Source organism: Mesorhizobium sp. M7A.F.Ca.US.002.01.1.1 (assembly GCF_004022955.1).
GTDB classification, from domain to species: Bacteria; Pseudomonadota; Alphaproteobacteria; order Rhizobiales; family Rhizobiaceae; genus Mesorhizobium; species Mesorhizobium ciceri.
This window is the reverse complement of sequence record NZ_RZQE01000652.1, coordinates 1-2,637: the sequence shown is the minus strand read 5'-3', so window position 1 is coordinate 2,637 and position 2,637 is coordinate 1. Positions and strand designations below refer to the sequence as shown.

Below are 2,637 nucleotides of genomic sequence, written 5' to 3'. Positions count from 1 at the left end.
CCCACGGCCTGCCTGGATCGCGGCAGCGGCCCCTTGCCATTGGCAAAGCCGATCGCGCCGAGCATGGCGTTGCGGTGCACGATGCCGATGATGGCGTCGCGCGACACCGGACTGCCGCGCAACGCGCTGAACGCGACTGCAATCCTGGAGGCTGAGAGCCCATCCTTCAGCCAGCGGGCGATCTCGTGCAATTCCGCGTCGCTATAGCTTGCCATATCGAGCTCCATCCAAAGATCGACCGCGCGCCGTCGGGCAGCGTCAAGGTTCGACCCGGTCGCCAGGCCGCAGTCAGGTTGTTTTTCAAGAGCCGGCTCTCAGCCGGCCAGCCTCAGCCGGCTTGGGCCGATTTCCCGCCGGCAAGGTGCAGAAGCCGCGCTTCGGCCGTGTTTCTGTCCAGGGCGGAAACTGCCCTGCCCGTCAGCCTGTCGAACAGGATGACGGTGCCGTCCTCGGTGCGGATGCAGGATCGGCCTGCCGCAAAAACAGCGCCGGCGCCATGCCGGCCGAATTGGGGGCCGAAGCCGCTGGGAGCGGCGGCTCCGGCCGTTCCGGTCGCCGGAGACAGGCGGCGGACCGGACCCGAGGCTGGTGCGGTCAGGCACTGGGCCTCGGGCTTCATCCGGGCCGGGGAGGAGGACGGCCGGGATGAAAGGGAATGGGCGGTTATGACCGCCGGGCGCGCCTCGCGTGAGGCCGGCGACTCGGCGCCATCAAAGCTGGACAGGTTTTGCATGACCGGATATAAGCATAACTCGAAAATGGATGCAAGCCATTCTTTCATAGACGAGAGCGGCTTTCATCCCTCACATGGGCGCCATGGCAAAAACGGAACTGTCGATCAAGGTCGGAGCGGCGATCCGCAAGGCGCGCAAGCAGCGCGGCCTGGTCATGCGCCACATCGCCGAGCACAACGACACCGATGTCGCCGCCGTCGGCAACTGGGAAACCGGCCGCAATCTGCCCAAGACCGAGAACCTGCTGAAGACCGCCGCCTTCCTGCGCGTCGACCCGGTTGCGCTGGGCCAGGGGCAGGTCGTGTTTCTCGACGATGCCGGACCGGTTGCCGATGCGGAGATCGTCACCGATGCAGGTCCGCTACCCGCCAGCTCGATGGACATCGAGGTGCTGGGCGCGGCCGTCGGTGGCGACGATGGCGATTTCACCTTCAACGGCGAGCCGGCGGGTTACGTCCAGCGCCCGCCGGGCGTGCGCAACCTGCCGAAGGTGTTCGCCCTGCACGTGCTCTCGGATTCCATGGTGCCGCGTTACGAGCCCGGCGACCTGATCTATTGCGGCGGCCGCGACGCCGTACCGGGCGACCATGTGGTGATCGAGACCTTCCCGGAGGAAAACGAGCGCAACGGCAAGGCCTTCATCAAGAAGCTGGTCAAGCGCACGGCGGGCGAGCTGGTCGTCGAGCAGTACAACCCGCCGAAGACGCTGACCTTCAACCGCTACGCCATCAAACATGTCTGGCGCGTGATTCCGCTGAAGGAATTGCTGGGGTATTGAGCAAGGGATGCTCTTCCTTCTCCCCCTGCGGGAGAAGGAAGAACCAGCGCTGGCACCCTCCCACTCAAGCCCGCCGCGATCCCTCCAGCGGCACATCCCTGTCGCTCAGCATCCGCGCTTCGCTGCGCACGCGCTGGCGCTCGTCGACAAACGCCGCCTGGATCGAAATCGCCGTCCCCGGCAGTCCGTCGGCGCGGCAGGCCGAACAGACGATACGGCCCGACAGAGCGGACAGCGGCGTATTCCCCGTCACCCCGAACCGCTTCAGCTGATCGGGTCGCCACCACCTGTTGCGGCCACAATCGGCGCACTCGACCGAGATCGAAGCGACATGCGCGATCGTTGGTTCCTTGCCCGGCAATGCCATCGCCCCTGCCTCGTCTTTGTTCCTGATTTGTTCGCATATTCCTGTGTTTTACGCCGGGAGTCGAGTCGCAGTTTTCAAACTTTCCCAGAAGTTTTTCTTCTAGCGTAATTTGAGTTATGCTTTCATAAATGTATGAAAATGTGAGTCGGGCACGAACCTGCCCACTGCATCAGACCCGGGAGCGATAATGGACGCTTTTGCCGCCGATTTTGCCCGTTCCTGCGGCTACGCCGGCGACAGCCTGGCCTTGCTTGAAGCCTTCGAAGCAATCCGTCGCAGCGGCATCGCCCACGCCCGTCAGGATCACGTCAGGCGCAAGGCGGTGATCGACGAGTTGAAACCGTCGGAGGCGCTGTTCCTGGCCGCTATCGGTCCGGCACTCTCGGCGCAGGAGGTAATCGAGGACGCCGCCCGCTTCATAGCCTGCTGGCGCAACATACCGCGCTGGCGCCAGGAGCGGCGCCTGCCCGACCTGATCAGGGCCAAGCAGCAGCGCCTGGTGGCGCGCTATTTCCGCCGCCATGGCCACAGGCTCTGGGCAAGGGAAGCGGTGTGAGGACTGGACCAGCCATTTGCGGGTTCCATCAGCCATTTTTTCTTTCTAGACTGCGCAGGGGTGGCTGACCGTTCGACGTGCATAGTTTGGAATGTTCAAGACTGCCCGCTCAAAATTTCAAACCTGGATAACGGCCGGCGCGGGAACCATCGCCGCCCTGCTCGTCGCCGGCCTGATGGGCGCGTTCGGCGCCCTGCCCGCC

General features: G+C 64.4%; 4 protein-coding genes and 1 pseudogene. 2 read left to right on the top strand and 3 right to left on the bottom strand.

Going from position 1 to position 2,637, the window contains the following annotated elements; all coding sequences use genetic code 11:
• Positions 1-215 (bottom strand): annotated as a pseudogene (locus EN932_RS33555) (GcrA cell cycle regulator); the annotation flags it as partial.
• A gap of 113 nt (positions 216-328) precedes the next feature.
• The gene (locus EN932_RS39275; RefSeq protein ID WP_224675015.1) at positions 329-619 is read right to left on the bottom strand and encodes a hypothetical protein; all 291 of its coding nucleotides are present in this window, start codon (positions 617-619) and stop codon (positions 329-331) included.
• A 188-nt stretch (positions 620-807) separates the two neighbouring features.
• Here EN932_RS39275 and EN932_RS33545 point away from each other — a divergent pair, with 188 nt between their 5' ends.
• The gene (locus EN932_RS33545) at positions 808-1,512 is read left to right on the top strand and encodes a helix-turn-helix transcriptional regulator (protein ID WP_013530583.1); all 705 of its coding nucleotides are present in this window, start codon (positions 808-810) and stop codon (positions 1,510-1,512) included.
• A 64-nt stretch (positions 1,513-1,576) separates the two neighbouring features.
• Here EN932_RS33545 and EN932_RS33540 read toward each other — a convergent pair whose 3' ends face one another.
• Complete coding sequence (locus tag EN932_RS33540; protein ID WP_024501757.1) at positions 1,577-1,879, bottom strand: hypothetical protein; 303 nt, start codon at positions 1,877-1,879, stop codon at positions 1,577-1,579.
• A gap of 187 nt (positions 1,880-2,066) precedes the next feature.
• Between EN932_RS33540 and EN932_RS33535 the strand changes: the two genes are divergently transcribed.
• Positions 2,067-2,435 (top strand): hypothetical protein, encoded by a 369-nt coding sequence (locus tag EN932_RS33535; RefSeq protein ID WP_027160847.1) that lies wholly within the window; start codon positions 2,067-2,069, stop codon positions 2,433-2,435.
• Positions 2,436-2,637: the final 202 nt, after the last annotated feature.